The sequence below is a fragment of the Enterococcus sp. DIV0174 genome (assembly GCF_050529065.1).
GTDB lineage: Bacteria > Bacillota > Bacilli > Lactobacillales > Enterococcaceae > Enterococcus_B > Enterococcus_B thailandicus.
In genome coordinates this window covers 2387346-2403714 of sequence record NZ_CP172881.1, presented here as the reverse complement: position 1 = coordinate 2403714, position 16369 = coordinate 2387346, and the positions used below count along the sequence as shown (strand labels likewise).

Annotated in this window: 16 protein-coding genes and 1 other RNA gene; 12 read left to right on the top strand and 5 right to left on the bottom strand. The window is 37.5% G+C overall.

The window, feature by feature from the left end:
- The first annotated feature begins 152 nt into the window (after positions 1–152).
- On the top strand, positions 153–803 hold the full coding sequence (locus tag IGJ93_RS11470) for a uridine kinase family protein (protein WP_075491248.1): 651 nt from the start codon (positions 153–155) through the stop codon (positions 801–803).
- Between the two features lie 126 nt (positions 804–929).
- On the opposite strand, the gene IGJ93_RS11465 is transcribed toward IGJ93_RS11470, so the two are convergent.
- The 4 genes from IGJ93_RS11465 to IGJ93_RS11450 all read right to left on the bottom strand — a co-directional run bounded on the left by IGJ93_RS11465 (position 930) and on the right by IGJ93_RS11450 (position 3392).
- Entirely contained in the window at positions 930–1406 is a 477-nt protein-coding gene (locus tag IGJ93_RS11465; RefSeq protein ID WP_067483065.1) for a universal stress protein, read from the bottom strand.
- Between the two features lie 76 nt (positions 1407–1482).
- Positions 1483–1767 carry a hypothetical protein gene (locus IGJ93_RS11460; protein ID WP_067483063.1) on the bottom strand — a complete coding sequence of 95 codons (285 nt, stop codon included), beginning with the start codon at positions 1765–1767 and terminating at the stop codon, positions 1483–1485.
- A gap of 79 nt (positions 1768–1846) precedes the next feature.
- A non-coding RNA gene (gene ssrS / locus IGJ93_RS11455) (6S RNA) lies at positions 1847–2041 on the bottom strand.
- Between the two features lie 70 nt (positions 2042–2111).
- The gene (locus IGJ93_RS11450; protein WP_430596951.1) at positions 2112–3392 is read right to left on the bottom strand and encodes a replication-associated recombination protein A; all 1281 of its coding nucleotides are present in this window, start codon (positions 3390–3392) and stop codon (positions 2112–2114) included.
- Positions 3393–3531: 139 nt separating this feature from the next.
- Between IGJ93_RS11450 and IGJ93_RS11445 the strand changes: the two genes are divergently transcribed.
- From IGJ93_RS11445 to IGJ93_RS11410, 8 genes are all read left to right on the top strand, one after another.
- Positions 3532–4191: a DNA-3-methyladenine glycosylase gene (locus IGJ93_RS11445; protein ID WP_430596950.1), complete on the top strand. Its 660-nt coding sequence runs from the start codon at positions 3532–3534 to the stop codon at positions 4189–4191.
- A complete protein-coding gene (locus tag IGJ93_RS11440) occupies positions 4178–4669 on the top strand; it encodes a DUF3013 family protein (protein WP_430596949.1) in 492 nt (163 codons plus the stop codon). The genes IGJ93_RS11445 and IGJ93_RS11440 overlap by 14 nt, the downstream gene beginning before the upstream one ends.
- Positions 4670–4682: 13 nt before the next feature.
- On the top strand, positions 4683–5630 hold the full coding sequence (prmA, locus tag IGJ93_RS11435; RefSeq protein ID WP_067483055.1) for a 50S ribosomal protein L11 methyltransferase: 948 nt from the start codon (positions 4683–4685) through the stop codon (positions 5628–5630).
- On the top strand, positions 5631–6398 hold the full coding sequence (locus tag IGJ93_RS11430) for a 16S rRNA (uracil(1498)-N(3))-methyltransferase (protein ID WP_430596948.1): 768 nt from the start codon (positions 5631–5633) through the stop codon (positions 6396–6398).
- Positions 6388–7017, top strand: a complete 630-nt coding sequence (locus IGJ93_RS11425) for a hypothetical protein (protein WP_071868913.1) — start codon at positions 6388–6390, stop codon at positions 7015–7017. Before IGJ93_RS11430 ends, IGJ93_RS11425 begins: the two co-directional genes overlap by 11 nt.
- 305 nt (positions 7018–7322) lie before the next feature.
- Positions 7323–9536: a RelA/SpoT family protein gene (locus tag IGJ93_RS11420; protein ID WP_067483049.1), complete on the top strand. Its 2214-nt coding sequence runs from the start codon at positions 7323–7325 to the stop codon at positions 9534–9536.
- Between the two features lie 22 nt (positions 9537–9558).
- Positions 9559–10005, top strand: coding sequence for a D-aminoacyl-tRNA deacylase (gene dtd, locus IGJ93_RS11415; protein ID WP_270608591.1), 447 nt, complete (start codon positions 9559–9561; stop codon positions 10003–10005).
- A 414-nt stretch (positions 10006–10419) separates the two neighbouring features.
- Positions 10420–10590: a hypothetical protein gene (locus tag IGJ93_RS11410; RefSeq protein WP_169819333.1), complete on the top strand. Its 171-nt coding sequence runs from the start codon at positions 10420–10422 to the stop codon at positions 10588–10590.
- Positions 10591–10788: 198 nt separating this feature from the next.
- On the opposite strand, the gene IGJ93_RS11405 is transcribed toward IGJ93_RS11410, so the two are convergent.
- Entirely contained in the window at positions 10789–11736 is a 948-nt protein-coding gene (locus IGJ93_RS11405) for an aldo/keto reductase (protein ID WP_067483045.1), read from the bottom strand.
- A gap of 424 nt (positions 11737–12160) precedes the next feature.
- Here IGJ93_RS11405 and hisS point away from each other — a divergent pair, with 424 nt between their 5' ends.
- The 3 genes from hisS to IGJ93_RS11390 all read left to right on the top strand — a co-directional run bounded on the left by hisS (position 12161) and on the right by IGJ93_RS11390 (position 16246).
- The gene (gene hisS / locus IGJ93_RS11400) at positions 12161–13459 is read left to right on the top strand and encodes a histidine--tRNA ligase (protein ID WP_071868916.1); all 1299 of its coding nucleotides are present in this window, start codon (positions 12161–12163) and stop codon (positions 13457–13459) included.
- Between the two features lie 15 nt (positions 13460–13474).
- Positions 13475–15244 carry an aspartate--tRNA ligase gene (aspS, locus tag IGJ93_RS11395; protein ID WP_071868917.1) on the top strand — a complete coding sequence of 590 codons (1770 nt, stop codon included), beginning with the start codon at positions 13475–13477 and terminating at the stop codon, positions 15242–15244.
- A gap of 126 nt (positions 15245–15370) precedes the next feature.
- Complete coding sequence (locus IGJ93_RS11390) at positions 15371–16246, top strand: YitT family protein (protein WP_067483039.1); 876 nt, start codon at positions 15371–15373, stop codon at positions 16244–16246.
- The last annotated feature ends 123 nt before the right edge of the window (positions 16247–16369 follow it).

Here is a 16369-nt window from a genome sequence, read left to right as displayed (position 1 = left end):
TTAAATTAAGTTTAGCATCCTTTTTACATAATCTAGAGATGAAAATGAAGGATAAAAAAGGTATTAACTATCTACAGATCAGTTTCTGTCTGCCATCCAGCAATGTTGTTTTATAAAATTAAAAATAATAGAAGTAGCTAAGGAGTAAGAGAGTGAACTTATCGTATCCAATTTATGATTTGATTGAAGAGAAGATTAAAAAGTTAAAGACGCCAAGTGTTGTAGGAATTGATGGTAGTTATGCTTCAGGGAAAACGAACTTTACAGCACAATTAGCCACTCATCTTAGAAAGAACGGTTACGATATACAAGTCATTCATTACGATGACTTTCACAAGCCACTTCCATCGATTACATGGTCTCAAGAAAAAAATAGCGAAGTGGATGCCTTTTATCATGCTTTCAACAGCCAAAAACTTTTGGATGAACTTTTGATTCCTTTGAAGCAAGAAGGTGTTCTTAACAAGACAATCAAGGGTCTTGATTGGGTGTCAGCTACATATGCTAATGATCGGATGATTACTATTGGTGAGCGTACAATTGTGCTTTTAGAAGGCTCGCTTTTATTTAGAGAGAAGTTACTTTCATTTATTGATTATAAAATCTTTTTAGAGGTGTCAATGGAGGAGGTTATGCGACGAGGGAGAGAAAGGGATGTGCCTAAATTCGGTGAATGGATTATGGATAAATATCGTACGCGTTATATTCCGGTTTATCAACGACATCTTAACCAAAATCATGTAAGAGAAATTGCTGATTTAGTTATTGATAATAACGACTATAATCATCCTAGTATCAAGTAGTTCACTTACGATAAAAATTCTTAAACCAAAATAGACTTGCTTTGTGTAACTCATCTTGTGATAAATATTTTAAAAATGAAAAAAACCGCCAATCGTACACGACGATTGACGGTTTTTTTAGTTAGATTATTCCTTGTCATCATCTTTTGGTAATTGATTTTCTAAATCTGTACGTACCACAAGGACATCGCAATTTGCATTACGAATAACGTATTCAGAAACTGAACCGATGAATAAACGTTCTACAGCGTTTAGCCCAGTTGCACCTAATAAAATCAAATCAATATCATTGTCATCAGGAATCTCTTTGGCAATGATTGGTTTTGGTGAACCATATTCCACAACAGTTGAAACTTTTTCTAAACCAGCTTCTTTTGCGCTCTTTTCATAATCAGCTAGTGTTTGTTTAGCCATTTCTGTTGCTTGTTCAGCTAGCATTCCATCAAATGAAGAAACTGTCTGAAATGCACGAGTATCAATAACGTGTGCTAATAAAAGTTCTCCGTTATTACGTTTTGCAACATTGACCGCTTTTTTAAAAGCTAACTCAGCTTCGGCAGAGCCATCAACGGCGACCATGATTTTTTTATATTGTTGTAACATAAGTGTTCGCTCCCTTCAAAGATCAGTTCTTTTACTATCTTTATTGTAAAGCACTTTGCAATAAAAGAAAATTATTTTACTGCTTAGTAGCAGATATTTTTTTAGCAAATGAAATACTGAAGACAGTTGAAGCTAGAATAACTACGATTAGGAATAAGAAAGCGAGCATTCTCTGATTAAAAAAGACTACGAGTAAGCCTAAAGCACCAAGAAAGGCATAGACGACACCAGAAAACTGTAAAAAGGCTTGGTTTTTTTCGGATGGTTCAATTAAAGCAAAGAAAATAGATTGTTTTTTGAGTAAATAATAGCTAACAAATACCAATAGTATGGTTGCAATAGATATCAACACACGAATCATGAAACGTCCTCCAAAAAATCAGAATAAAAACAGAAAAAGCAATTTGCTAAAAGCAAATTGCTTCATTCTTAAACAAAGGGTAATCTCCGTTAATGCCGTTGTTTGTCCTGTAGTATTGATCCCGCAAATTCTAGCAGGTGGGTCCCACGGTCGAAGCTTCGAACTACCAAATGATAAGGCATGTTACCAGCAGTGACACAAGACAGGTCCCAAGATATCAATAAAAATGTTCGGTCAACACACAAAGAGGACAATTCGAACATCACAGATTTCCCATCTCTATAGTAGCATAGGAATTTAAAAAGAGCAACGGGAGCGCTCTTTAAAAAGTAACCGTTTTATTTTTAAGAAGAATGCTTTTTCCAATTTTGGATTCGCTCATATTGTTGCTTTAAGGCTTGTTCATATTTTCCAGTTTCTTTTGGCTGATAATAGGTTTCATTTTTTAATTTATCTGGTAGATACTGTTGATTGACCCAAGCGTTTTCAAAGTTGTGAGGATATTGGTAATCAAGTCCACGTTTCAATTCTTTCGCACCCTGATAATGACTATCTCGCAAATGGTCTGGTACTTCTCCGGCTTTTCCAGCTCGAATATCTGCAATGGCAGCATCTAATGCAGTATAAGCAGAATTGGATTTAGGGGAAAGACAAAGGTCAACTACGACATCTGCCAAAGGAATTCGTGCTTCGGGTAATCCTAAACGTTCTGCTGCAAGAACAGCATTAACAGTACGAGCTGCTGCTGCAGGATTTCCTAAGCCGATGTCCTCGTAGCCAATAACCATTAGACGTCGACAAATACTTGCAAGATCGCCGGCTTCCACTAAACGTGCCAAGTAATGAAGTGCTGCATCCACATCGCTTCCACGAATCGACTTTTGAAAAGCCGAGATGACATCGTAATGAGCATCGCCATTTTTATCATGAGTCAATGCTTTTCTTTGTACACATTCTTCAATGATTGCTAAGGTGAGGTGGATGCGTCCATCTTCCATTGGTTTGGTTGAACGAGCCGCTAGTTCAAGACCATTCAAAGCACTTCGTAAATCGCCGTTTGTTGCTCGTGATAAATGAAGTAAGGCATCCTCATCAAGTTGAATCGGTAGTTCTCCAAGCCCACGTTCTTTATCAAGTAAGGCTGTTTGAATGGCTGATTGAATATCTGTTTCATCTAAAGGTTTGACTTCAAAAATTTGTGTTCGACTCCGAATCGCAGGATTAATTGTGATATAAGGATTTTCGGTCGTAGCGCCAATTAAAATAATGCGTCCACTTTCAAGATGAGGCAAAAGAAAATCTTGTTTTGTCTTATCTAATCGATGGACTTCATCGAGTAACAGAATGACTGTGCCGCTCAGTTTGGCTTCTTCAGCCACAATTTGTAAATCTTTTTTTGAATCAGTTGCAGCATTCAGCATACGAAAAGCATAGTTTGTTGAACCAGCAATGGCACTAGCAATACTGGTCTTTCCAGTTCCAGGTGGTCCATATAAAATCATTGATGACAACATTCGCGCGTCAACTATTCGGCGAATGATTTTTCCTTCACCGACTAGTTGCTGTTGTCCAACGACTTCATCGATTGTGCGAGGGCGCATTCGATAAGCTAAAGGTTGTTGCATGAAGTGACCTCCCTTTCAATTTTTCGTTCGTTTATTATAGCATAGTTTGCAAAAAAACTGGGGGAAAGAACACAAAGGAAACGTTTTGTTTTCATAGCATCTAACGAAAATATTGTGTATGATAAAGTAGGTGAAAAAAATGACGGAAAAAAAGAAAATCGAAACTTTTTTTGAAAATAAAACAACACCGGAAATTGCGCAAAATTTATTGGGAATGTATTTAGAACATGTAACACCGATGGGCAAATTAGCTGGTTACATCGTTGATGCTGAAGCTTATCTTGGGCCAGAGGACCGAGCTGCGCACAGTTATGGCATGCGAGATACGCCAAGGGTGCGGTCGATGTATCAAAAAGCAGGAACAATCTATCTCTATACGATGCATACAAATCGGATTTTGAATATCATTACTCAACCTGAGGGAATCCCCCAAGGTGTGATGATTCGTGCAGTTCAGCCAGCAGCTATGATTGAACAGATGAGTCAAAATCGTGGAGGAAAAGAGGGGCCAGACATTAGCAACGGTCCAGGTAAGCTAGTGAAAGCTTTAGCCATCGGTCCAGAACTTTATGGACAATCAATTATGGATAGTGAAAGTACGCTGCGTTTGAATTTTGAGAAACGTAAAGAACCAAAACAAATTATTGCTTTGCCAAGAATTGGTATTCCGAATAAGGGTGAGTGGACGGATATGCCGTTACGCTACATTGTTTCGGGAAATCCATATATTTCTTTACAAAAAAAGAGCCTGATTGATCAAAACGATTGGGGATGGAGGAACGAAGATGAAAAAAAATAATTTACTGAGTTATTTGGATGAGTCCATTGAAAAAAACATTGATGCTTATGATGTTGCATTAGATTGGGATACAAAAAATCATACGATTGAGATAGTTGCTCGCTTGTTTGCAGAAAACAAAGCACATTTAGAAATCGACGATGCACAAGGTGTTGTGTCTGAAGAAGAAATTATTGAATTTGAGGATGGTATTTTATTATTTAACCCACAAAAATCTTCATTTGACGAAGAAGACTACTTAGCAGTAATTCCTTATGAAGGTAAAAAAGGGTTAGAAAAAGCAGTTGCAGATGCAATTATTGATTATTTACAGGATGTACTAGACCAGGGACAAAGTGATTTGTTGGACTTTTTAGATGCAGACGACGAAGATGCAATTTTTGAATTACACTGGGATAATCAACAACTAGCACAGTTAGTTGAACAGAAACAACAGGAACAAAATACAACAACTTATTTACCTTACCCTAGTTATTAAGGAGTCGATAGCGATGAAATGGAACGAAGTAAAAGTAGAAACAGCGAGTGAGGCAGTCGAAGCTGTTGCCAATATTTTAATGGAAGCAGGAGCAAGTGGTGTGGCTATCGAAGATGCGCTTGATGTTGAAAATTTTAAATCAGATCAGTATGGTGAAATTTTAGATAAAGCTGATTTTACCTCATTAACTGAGGGTGCGCTAGTCATGGCATATTTTCCAGAAACAATTTTCTTGCCAGAAATTCTACCTTTTATCAAAGACCGCGTGACACAATTGCCTGAATTTGGCCTGGCCATTGGGAAAAATATTGTAACGGTTAGTGAAGTAGAAGAAAGTAACTGGGCAACGGCTTGGAAAAAGTACTATCATCCTGTCCGTATTACGCGAATGTTGACTGTTGCTCCGAGCTGGGAAAATTATACGACACAAGATCCAATGGAAAAAATCATTACATTAGATCCAGGTATGGCTTTTGGAACAGGAACACATCCAACGACCTTGCTGACTTTGGAAGCATTGGAATCTGTTTTACGCGGTGGTGAGACGGTACTAGACGTTGGTACAGGCTCAGGCGTGTTAAGTATTGCTGCCAAATATTTAGGTGCAAAGGAAGTTTATGCGTACGATCTTGACGATGTAGCTGTTCGTTCAGCAAAGGAAAATATGGACATGAATGAAATTGCAAAAGATGTTCATGTTGCTGCCAATGATTTATTGAACGGAATCGAGATTGAGAGTGACGTAATTGTTGCTAATATTTTAGCTGATATTATTTTATTGATGATTCCTGATGCTTGGCGTTTATTAAAGCAAACAGGCACTCTGGTTGTCTCTGGAATTATTGAAGATAAAAAACAAATGGTTATTGATGCTATGGAGGCGCAAGGATTTGTAGTTGATCAAATTTTCCAACAAAAAGATTGGTATGCAATTATTTTGAAAAAACCTGAGGTGGACTAAATGCAACGTTATTTTTTGGAAGAACCATACCAGCAAAAAGACCGTTTTGTATTAGTTGGTGAGCCATATCATCATATAACTCGCGTTATGCGTATGACGCCAGAAAATCGTGTTTACTTAGCTTTTAGCGACCAAGTGGCAATCATCGCTGAAATTACTGCTATCACAGAAAATGAAGTTGAATTAAAAGAGGTAATGAAAGAACAAGGGCAAAAGGAATTACCAAGTATGATTACCATTGCAAGTGGTTATCCAAAAGGTGAAAAACTAGACTGGATTGTGCAAAAAGGAACGGAACTTGGAGCACACGCATTTCTTGGCTTTCCGGCAAAAACGTCGGTTGTTAAATGGGATGAAAAGAAGCGAAACAAACGACAACAACGTTTAGCAAAAATTGCTCAAGAAGCTGCCGAACAAGCACATCGCCAAGTAGTACCACAAGTAGAATTGTTGAGTACAGCCAGCGAATTTTATCAACAAATCTCTTCTTACGACAAGGTGTTAGTTGCCTACGAAGAGTCAGCTAAGCGAGGAGAATTAGCTAACTTAGCACAAGCCTTACAAAAATCGGGCTCAGGACTACGTATTTTGGCAATTTTTGGGCCAGAAGGTGGATTAACGACAGATGAAGTGGAAAAACTATCGGCAGAAGGTGCAGTTATTTGTGGCTTAGGCCCAAGGATTTTGCGAACGGAAACAGCGCCATTATATTTATTGAGTGCCGCGAGCTATCAATGGGAATTACTAGGTGAACAGGATGGAAAATAAAGCATCCATTCGCGTACGATTATTGGATCATCAAATGAGTGATGACTTGTTAAAAGAAACAGTGTACCGGTTAGTTGCAGGAGGCGCAACGGAAATCGTTGTTTTGCCTACTCAAATTGCACGAGTAAAGTATCTTTTAGCAGATTCAGCGATCCAAATTGGGAGTGTAATTGATTTTCCATTGGGAGCAAGTACAGTGGAGAAAAAAGTGTTTGAAGCCGCACATGCGTATCAAGCAGGAGCGGGGTTTCTCGAAGTTTGTGTGAACCTAGCAGATATTTTTGAACACCCAGTTCGAGTAAAAGAATTGCGCGAGTCGTTGTTTTCTCTAGCTTTAAGTAATGGGAAATTAAGCTTTTATTTAGACACACGTCAAGTAAAGGAACTGACACTGGTGAAATTTGAGCGTGCGATGAAACCATTAGGGTGGACACGTTTATCATTAGGAGAAGATTTGCCTTATCGAGAAGCTTTACGTCTAGCGGAAATTTTTAAATCGGATACGGCGACTAAGCTAGCATTAACAATTAACGTGCACCAGATTACATCACAAGAAAAGCAAAAATTAGTTGCGAATGGCCTTACAAGAATTGCCATAAGTCATTTGAACTTTTCTTAATAAATTTGAACATGATAGAATTGAAAAAATAAACGACAATTTGTATAATAGTAGCAATAACCGTTCAAGAGTCCGATAAAAAATAAAAGAGGTTGGGACAAATTAACTAGCTCCGATGGAATTGACAAAAGGCACCACAAATCATTTTTAGGTTTTTGTGTGATGATGCGTTGTTTTTTCGGAGTTATTTTTTAATACCATTCGTGGAAAAACGAATTCTTTATACCAGTTAACTGTAATTTAGAAATTGTGATTTCAGATACCTCTCCTGTTTTGCTATCGAAACGAAAGGGGGATCGGTTTGTATGTCAAAAGAAGAAATTTTAACAGGTCCTGGCGTTATTGCGCTTGTTAGCAAATATATGGGACCGGATCATGTTGCATTCGTGCAAAAAGCATGTGACTATGCAACAGCAGCACATGACGGACAATTTAGAAAATCTGGGGAGCCTTATATTATTCATCCGATCCAAGTTGCTGGAATCTTAGCTGAGTTAAAAATGGATCCACACACTGTAGCAACAGGATTTTTACATGATGTAGTTGAAGATACAGAAGTAACTTTGGATGATTTGCGAGAAGAATTTGGTGATGATGTAGCCATGCTGGTTGACGGCGTGACGAAATTGGGAAAAATCAAATATAAATCTCATGAAGAACAATTGGCAGAGAATCATCGTAAAATGTTGTTAGCAATGGCACAAGACTTACGTGTAATCATGGTGAAATTGGCAGACCGTCTTCATAATATGCGCACGCTAAAACACTTACGTGAAGACAAACAACGTCGAATCGCACAAGAAACACTAGAAATCTATGCACCATTAGCACACCGTTTGGGGATTAGCCGAATCAAATGGGAATTGGAAGATACCGCTCTACGTTATCTGAATCCAAAACAATATTACCGAATCGTTCATTTAATGCGATCAAAACGTGAAGAACGTGAGCAATACGTGAATGCTACGGTGGAAGATATTCGATTGGCAACAGAAGAACTAGGTATCTATGCAGAAATATATGGCCGTCCAAAGCATATCTATTCGATTTATCGAAAAATGAAAGACCAGAAAAAACAATTTAGTGAAATCTATGATTTACTGGCTATCCGAGTCATCGTTGATTCAATCAAAGATTGTTATGCAGTCTTAGGCGCGATCCATACGAAATGGAAACCAATGCCTGGGCGATTTAAAGATTATATTGCTATGCCAAAAGCTAACATGTATCAATCTTTGCATACGACAGTGATTGGTCCAGCGGGAAATCCTGTTGAAATTCAAATTCGCACGCAAGAAATGCATGAAATCGCGGAATTTGGGGTAGCAGCACACTGGGCTTATAAAGAAGGAAAAAATGATAAAGTAGAACCTGATGGAATGACGAAACAATTAAGCTGGTTCCATGAAATTATTGAATTGCAAGACGAAAGTTATGATGCATCTGACTTTATGGAAGGTGTCAAAGGAGATATTTTCAGCGATAAAGTGTATGTCTTTACGCCAAAAGGAGATGTAACTGAGCTTCCTAAAGGATCAGGACCACTAGATTTCTCTTACAGTATCCATACCGATATTGGAAACAAGACAACTGGTGCAAAAGTGAACGGGAAAATGGTTCAATTAGATTACAAATTGAAAAATGGCGATATCATTGAAATCTTAACTTCGCCTAATTCATTTGGCCCAAGCCGTGACTGGTTAAAAATTGTTGCAACAAGTAAAGCAAAAAATAAAATCAAACGTTTCTTTAAAGCACAAGATCGCGAAGAGAATATTGTCAAAGGCCATGAATCAGTTACCAAATGTATTTCTGATCTTGGTTTCTTACCAAAAGATATTTTGACCAAAGAAAAATTGCAAGAAGTATTGGATCGTTTTAATTACAATAACGAAGATGATATTTATGCTGCTGTAGGTTATGGTGAAATCAGTCCGTTAACGATGGCAAATCGATTAACTGAAAAAGAACGTCGTGAACAAAAAATCGAGCAACAAAAACAAGAAGCCAATGAATTGATGAACCAACCGAAAAAAGAACCAGAAAAAATGAAGGTTCGTCATGAAGGCGGCGTGGTGATTCAAGGCGTCGAAAACTTGCTTATTCGCATCAGTCGGTGTTGTAATCCAGTTCCAGGAGACAATATCGTTGGATATATTACAAAAGGTCGAGGAATTTCCATTCATCGTCGTGATTGTCCTAATGTTCAGCCAGATAAACCAAATGTTGCTGAACGGTTAATCGAGGTAGAATGGGAAGACACTTCAAATTCAAAAAAAGAATACGATGCTGACCTAGAAATTTATGGATACAATCGTTCAGGACTGTTAAATGATGTTTTACAAACAGTTAATTCGATGACAAAAAATCTTAATAGTGTGGAAGCTCGCACAAATAAAGATAAGATGGCAACAATTCATTTAACTGTAGGGATTCAGAACTTAACACACTTAAAAAGTATTGTAGATAAAATCAAGTCTGTTCCAGATGTCTATAGTGTACGTCGAATGAACGGATAAACGTGAAGAGAGGGAGAATTTGATGCGAGCAGTCATTCAACGAGTGAGTCGTGCGGCAGTTACAATTAATGGTCAAGAAATTGGTAAAATCAATCAAGGGCTATTAATTTTATTAGGTATTCATGAAACAGATACTCAAAACGATGTGGAGTATTTGGTCAAAAAAATCGCACAAATGCGTATTTTTGAAGATGAACAAGGAAAAATGAACACAAGTATTGAAGATATTGGTGGTCAAATACTAAGCATTTCACAATTTACGTTATTTGCAGATACTAAAAAAGGGAATCGACCAAGTTTTATTGCTGCTGCTCGTCCAGAAACAGCTATTCCATTGTATGAAGCATTTAATACTGGTTTGAAACAACGTGGTATTCCAGTTTCAACTGGGAAGTTTGGTGAAGATATGGATGTGTCTTTAGTGAATGACGGCCCCGTAACCATTTTAATCGACTCTAAAAATAAATAAAAAACCAGAGATAACGGTTCCCTTAACTACGAAAATAGTTTAGATGAAAATCGACATGGCAGGTAGATGCTATGTCGATTTTTGTTTTTCATTTGTACTTTGGGTTGGACAATACTCTTGTACAACCCAAAGTCGTTGATAAAGTTAGGAGTGAATGTATTTTTCTGAAACTTATTGGAACATCGAATGAAAAAAAGCCGGACGTTGTAAAGTTTCGCAATCAATCGGGTTACATCAAGTCCAGTTAAGAGGATTTACTTTTTCAACATAGAAATCAATCGCTGCGCCAAACTTACTTTCTTCACGAATTTCTTACACAGGAACTTGGACCTGAGTTTTGCGATACAGTGAGGACAATTTTTTGTGATTCCATGTTATATTGATGGAGAAATATGAAAAAGAGGAGGAGTAATGATGAAAAATTTATTAGCTGGAGGTTTTTTATTTATTGGCGGGGCAATACTTATGTTAGCAGGCGAATATGCTAATTGGGTTCCAATTGTCGGAAGCATTATTGCACTAGTCGGGTTCGGAACAGTAGTTTATTTTTTGTTTAGCAAAGATGGTAAGTACGACGGGAAATAAGGCATATTTTGTCAGTGTTGAATACAAAAAAGGTGCTGGTAGAAAAGGAAGTCTAAATAGAAAAAAAGCCTAAAATTCGTTTTTGAAAACGTTGGTTTTAGGCTTTCTTTAATTGGAAATGTGTTCAAAACGACTGGTTTTTTTAGGTTTATCCCAGTCTCTTAGCTAGTGAAGAAAAAAGAAATAAGATTGTCCTAATTAAAATTCGGCAAATAATTGATCTATCTTTTGATAGTCTTCATTTGTCAAATGAATGTCTAAAGCTTGAGCATTGATTGCAACTTGTTCTGGTTTCTTTGCACCCGGGATTACGACAGAGATAACCGGATTTTTCATATACCAAGCTAAGACTAATTGAGCGATGTTCGTTTGATAGTTCGCTGCAAGTGGTCTTAGCTGCTCAACCGTACGAATGATTTTTTCAAAGCGTTCGCCCTGAAAATTTGGCTGTTTTAATCGAAGGTCACCTTTGGAAAATGAAAGTGGTTGTCCAATCTGATATTTACCAGTCAACAAACCTGAAGCTAATGGGAAATAAGGAACAAAACTAATTTTATGTTGTTTGATGTAAGGAAAAAGTTCGGTCTCTGCTTTTCGTTGAATCAAGCTGTAATGGTCTTCGATGATATCCACATACCCTTCTTGATTCGCTTCTTTTAGTTGTGCTAAAGAAAAGTTTGAAACGCCGATTGCTCGAATTTTCCCTGCTTCTTTTAATTGATGCAAAGCAGCAATTGCTTCATTTTTTGGCGTTGTTTCATCTGGAAAATGAATATAAAAAATATCAATATAATTTGTTTGTAGTCTTTTCAATGCCTCTTCAACAGCCTGTGTCAAAAATTCGGGTGTATTATTGAATTTCCCAGAATTGTTGGGGTCATGAGCCGCCTTAGTTGCAATGATTACGCGTGAACGATCATATTCTTTTTCTTTTAAAACTTCACCAATTAGTTCTTCAGAACGTCCAAAACCATAGGCATAAGCCGTATCAAGAAGGTTGATTCCATTATCGAGTGCTGTTCGAATGATTTGTTTCCCAACTTCATCTTCTAAATGAGGAAATAAATTGTGACCGCCAACGGCATTTGCTCCTAAACCAAGTTGTTCTGCATATACTTGTGAATGTCCGATTCTTACTTCTGCCATGTTGCATTCCTCCCTTTGCTTTTAGTTTAAAACAAACAAAAAAAATGCAAAACTAAATCGTCTTTTGAAAAATGAAATGAGCATAGTCCAACTTTTAGGGCAAATATTCTTGACTTTAAGATGTGTTTTTAGTAAGTTGTAGGTAATATAGAAAATCACTGAAAGAGCGAGTAAGTTACCGATACTTTTAGAAAGAGAGAATCATCGAGGCTGAAAATGATTCAAGAGTTGGTTACCGAAAAGACACTCTGGAGATGGACGCGTGCAAAGCCGTCCCGCGTACGAGCGTTATTCGTGAGAGGAAAGAGAAATCTTTCAAAATTAGGTGGTACCGTGTATGACTTTCATTCACCCTTGTTCATTGTGAACAGGGGTGAATTTTTTTATTTTCACTTAGTTACATAAAAGAAAAGGAGAGAGATGTATGAACTTCCAAAGACCAAAAGGAACGAATGATATTTTACCCGGTGAATCAGAAAAATGGCAATTTATTGAAGAGACAGCACGCTTATTATTTAGAGATTATCAATACAATGAAATGCGCACGCCGATTTTTGAACATTATGAAGTTATCTCACGTAGTGTAGGAGATACGACAGATATCGTTTCAAAAGAAATGTATGATTTTTATGACAAAGGTGATCGTCATGTAACTTTACGTCCAGAAGGAACAGCGCCAATCGTTCGTTCGTTTGTAGAACACAAATTATTTGGACCAGAGTTTGCTAAACCTTACAAAACTTTTTATATGGGGCCAATGTTCCGCTATGAACGTCCACAAAAAGGCCGTTTGCGTCAATTTCACCAAATTGGTGTTGAGGCATTTGGTTCAGATAATCCAGCAACAGACGTTGAAAGTATGGCAATGGCGCTAGACTTCTTTAAACAGTTGGGTATCACACAAATTCGCTTGGTTATCAATTCTTTAGGAGATCAAGAAACACGCCAAGCTTATCGCCAAGCGTTGATTGACTACTTAGAACCAGTTGAAAATGAATTAAGTGAAGATTCAAAACGCCGTTTACACCAAAATCCTTTACGTGTCCTTGACAGTAAAGATAAACGAGACCGAAAATTTGTTGTGGATGCACCTTCGATTTTAGATTATTTAAGTGAATCAGCTAAGAAACATTTTGAAACAGTAACAACGATGTTAGATGCACTAGAAATTCCTTATGAGATTGATAGCAATATGGTTCGTGGTCTAGATTACTATACACATACTATCTTTGAAATTATGAGTGATGCGCCAAAAATGGGTGCCCAAGCGACGATTTGTGCGGGTGGTCGTTATGATCGCTTGGTAGAAGAACTTGGTGGACCAGAAACACCAGCATTTGGTTTTGCAATGGGAATCGAACGTATCTTGTTAACTATGGAGGCAGAAGAAGTAGTTATTCCAGCCTTAAATGAATTAGATGCTTACGTAGTTGGAATTGGTGAAGCCACAAATCTTGAAGCACTAAAAGTTGTTCAAGCAATTCGTAACTTTGGCTTCTCTGCAGATCGTGATGTTATGAATCGTAAAGCGAAAGCTCAGTTCAAGACAGCGGATAAAGCAAATGCCAAATTAGTGCTAGTGCTTGGGGAAGATGAATTAAATAACCAAACAATTAATGTGAAGTCAATGGCAGATCGTAAAGAAAAAAGCTTTTCATTACAAGAAATCTATCAACGATTTGATGAAGTGTATGATGAAATGACAACGACATTATTTGAGTAAGAAGGAGAGAGAACGATGGCAAAAAGGACAATTTATTGTGGACTTGTTTCCCAAGAACAATTAGATCAAACAGTTACACTGAAAGGGTGGGTACAAAAGCGTCGTGATTTAGGCGGATTGATTTTTATTGACTTACGTGACCGTGAAGGAATTGTACAAGTAGTCTTCAACCCAGAAATTTCAAAAGATGCTTGGTCAGTAGCTGATAAATGCCGAAGTGAATATGTGATTGAAGTTACTGGTATCGTCAAACGTCGTGGCGAAAATGCAGTCAATCCGAAAATGGCGACAGGTGAAGTCGAAATTATTGCCAATGAAATTACGATTTTAAACCAAGCGAAAACACCTCCGTTTTCAATTGAAGATGACCAAACAATCAGCGATGAAGTTCGCTTGAAATATCGCTATTTAGATTTACGTCGTCCAAAAATGACAAAGAATATCAAAATGCGTCACGAAACAACTAAAGCTATTCGTCGTTATTTGGATGACAATGATTTTCTAGACATTGAAACACCTTATTTAGGTAAATCAACACCTGAAGGCGCGCGTGACTATTTAGTTCCTTCTCGTGTTCATGCAGGTCATTTCTATGCGTTGCCTCAATCACCACAATTATTTAAGCAGTTATTGATGAATGCAGGATTTGATCGTTACTACCAAATCGTCCGTTGCTTCCGAGATGAAGACTTACGTGGCGACCGCCAACCGGAATTTACCCAAGTCGATATTGAAACAACATTTTTAACTTCTGAAGAAATTCAAACTTATACTGAAGGTTTGATTGCTAAAGTTATGAAAGACGTTCGTGGATTAGAGGTAACATTACCATTCCCAAGAATGACTTATGATGATGCGATGAGCCGTTACGGTAGTGACAAACCAGATACACGTTTTGAAATGGAATTGATTGACTTGAGTGAAACGGTGAAATCAATCGAATTCAAAGTCTTCCAAATGGCTTTAGAGAACGGTGGGGCAGTGAAAGCATTGAATGCGAAAGGTGCTGCTGGCAATTATTCTCGAAAAGATTTAGATCATTTAGGTCAATATGTTGGTCAATTTGGAGCAAAAGGACTTGCATGGTTAAAAGTGGAAGAAGATGGGTTAAAAGGACCAATCGCAAAATTCATGGGTGAAGCGGGAGAAGACATCATTCAAGCAACGGATGCACAAGTTGGCGATTTACTGTTATTCTGTGCAGATAAGGTAGAAGTTGTCGCAGCGTCATTAGGTGCGCTTCGTACACGCTTAGCCAAAGAATTGGGATTGATTGATGAAGCAAAATTCAACTTCTTATGGGTAACTGATTGGCCACAATTTGAATACTCAGAAGAAGAAGGTCGCTATGTGTCTGCGCACCATCCATTTACGATGCCAAAAGCCAAAGATGTTGACTTGTTGGGTACAGACCCAGCGAAAGTTTATGCTGAAGCTTACGACATTGTCTTAAATGGTTATGAACTTGGTGGTGGATCAATTCGGATTCACACTCGTGAGTTACAAGAAAAAGTTCTTGAAACACTTGGATTCACGAAAGAACAAATGGAAGAACAATTTGGTTTCTTATTAACTGCGTTGGACTACGGCTTCCCTCCACATGGCGGAATTGCTTTAGGATTAGATCGTTTTGCTATGCTACTTGCAGGTGAAGAAAATATTCGTGAAGTGATTGCTTTCCCTAAAAACGGAAAAGCAGCTGATGTCATGAGTGAAGCACCAAGCTTAGTTTCTCCACTTCAATTGGCAGAATTAAGTATTGATGTCACTGAAATTGAAGAATAAAAATCAGTTAAATTGTAAATGATTCTGAGAAGACGGTAAAAGTGTTAAGCTTTTGTCATCTTCTCTTTTTTTTTATAAGAAAAAACCTTATAATAGAGCCATAATTATGTAAAGCGAGGCTTTTTCATGAAAAAAACGTTCGAAAATTGGGCCTATCACGACTATACGACCAAACTTTCGGTATCTATTGTTTATGCATTAATTGCATCTATTGCGTTAAATCTTTTTTATCAACCAGGTCATATTTATTCAAGTGGAATTACTGGTCTGGCGCAAATTTTAACAACCTTATCCAAAACGTTGATTGGTTTTGAAGTACCAGTGTCAACAACTCTTTATCTATTGAACATTCCATTATTTTTCCTAGCCTGGTTTAAAATCGGTAAAAAATTTACAATTTTCACGTTTATCACGGTTACTTTGACCTCGCTATTTATTCACATCGTACCCGAAACCGTGTTATCAACAGATCCAATCATCTGTGCATTATTTGGTGGAGCAGTGATGGGAGCTGGGATTGGTTTAGTACTTAGAAATGGTCTGTCTTCTGGTGGATTAGATATTGTCAGTATCACAATACGAAAGAAAACTGGTAAATCCATTGGTTCTATTTCAATTTATTTCAATGCATTGATTGTGTTTGTTGCTGGAATTCTGTTTGGTTGGCAATATATGTTTTATAGCACGTTGTCGATTTTTGTTAGTGGGAAAGTGACAGATGTTTTTTACACGAAGCAGAAGAAAATGCAGGTTATGATTGTGACGAAACATCCTGAAAAAGTCGTGAATGAAATCCAAAAATGTATGCGTCGAGGAATCACGATTATCAATGAAGCAGAAGGTGCGTACAAACATGACAAACAAACAGTCTTGATGACAATCGTGACACGTTACGAACTTCCGCTATTAAGAGAAGCAATGAAAGCCTCTGACCCGGATGCTTTCGTAAGTATTGCAGAGAATGTTCAAATTCTAGGACGTTTTTATGAAGATGGCGTCTAATCAGAAAATAAAAAATAAGAGGATAAAACGACTGTTCGTTTTATCCTCTTTTTGTATCTGCTTATTGATGACTTCAAAAAAATAACTTATCTCGTTAACTTTTGACTGGAAGTGAAAAAAGTT